This is a genomic window from Vibrio sp. OPT46 (assembly GCF_015163535.1).
Lineage (GTDB): Bacteria > Pseudomonadota > Gammaproteobacteria > Enterobacterales > Vibrionaceae > Vibrio > Vibrio alginolyticus.
Genome location: NZ_JADDYG010000236.1, coordinates 108,724 through 109,889 on the forward strand (window position 1 = coordinate 108,724; position 1,166 = coordinate 109,889).

Below are 1,166 nucleotides of genomic sequence, written 5' to 3' on the forward strand. Positions count from 1 at the left end.
TCAGCAAGCAGTTGACCACCTAGTTGCTCTAATGGACCAACTACACTAATCCGGTCTCCTACTCCAGAAGCCATTTTGTGAAAGCAAAATGGCTTCGTTGGAAATAGGCTCAAAACTAAGCTAAAACTATTCGTTAGCGCACCCATTATTCTCCCGTTTTATAAAGTTGACCAAACTTAAGGTAAGGCTATGATTTCAGGCATCCTAGCATCTCCTGGTATTGCAATCGGTAAAGCACTACTACTTCAAGAAGATGAAATTGTCCTAAACACAAACACTATTTCTGACGATCAAGTAGAAGCTGAAGTTCAGCGTTTCTTTGACGCTCGTAACAAATCTGCAGCTCAGCTAGAAACTATCAAGCAAAAAGCGCTTGAAACGTTTGGCGAAGAAAAAGAAGCGATCTTTGAAGGTCACATCATGCTTCTTGAAGACGAAGAGCTAGAAGAGGAAATCCTAGCACTTATCAAAAACGACAAGATGACTGCTGATCACGCTATCCACTCAGTGATCGAAGAGCAAGCATGTGCTCTTGAGTCTCTAGATGACGAATACTTAAAAGAGCGTGCAACTGACATCCGCGATATCGGTTCTCGTTTTGTTAAGAACGCACTAGGCATCAACATTGTTTCGCTTAGCGATATCAGCGAAGAAGTAATTCTTGTTGCTTACGACCTAACGCCATCTGAAACTGCGCAAATTAACCTAGACTACGTGCTTGGTTTTGCTTGTGATATCGGCGGTCGTACATCTCACACTTCAATCATGGCTCGCTCACTTGAGCTTCCAGCTATCGTTGGTACTAACGACATCACGAAGAAAGTTAAGAATGGCGACATGCTGATTCTTGACGCAATGAACAACAAGATTGTTGTTAACCCATCAGAAGCTGAGCTAGAAGAAGCGAAAGCGGTTAAAGCAGCATTCCTAGCTGAAAAAGAAGAGCTAGCGAAACTGAAAGACCTACACGCAGAAACGACTGACGGTCACCGTGTAGAAGTTTGCGGTAACATCGGTACAGTGAAAGACTGTGACGGTATCCTTCGTAACGGCGGTGAAGGTGTTGGTCTGTACCGTACTGAATTCCTATTTATGGACCGTACTGCGCTACCAACTGAAGAAGAACAGTACCAAGCGTACAAAGAAGTTGCGGAAGCAATGAACGG

Annotated in this window: 1 protein-coding gene; it reads left to right on the plus strand. The window is 43.7% G+C overall.

The genetic code is table 11. The annotated features are described in order from the left end of the window. Positions 1-189: 189 nt before the first annotated feature. Positions 190-1,166: phosphoenolpyruvate--protein phosphotransferase (ptsP, locus tag IQR33_RS32735; RefSeq protein ID WP_228013832.1), on the plus strand; the 977-nt coding region annotated here is incomplete at its 3' end.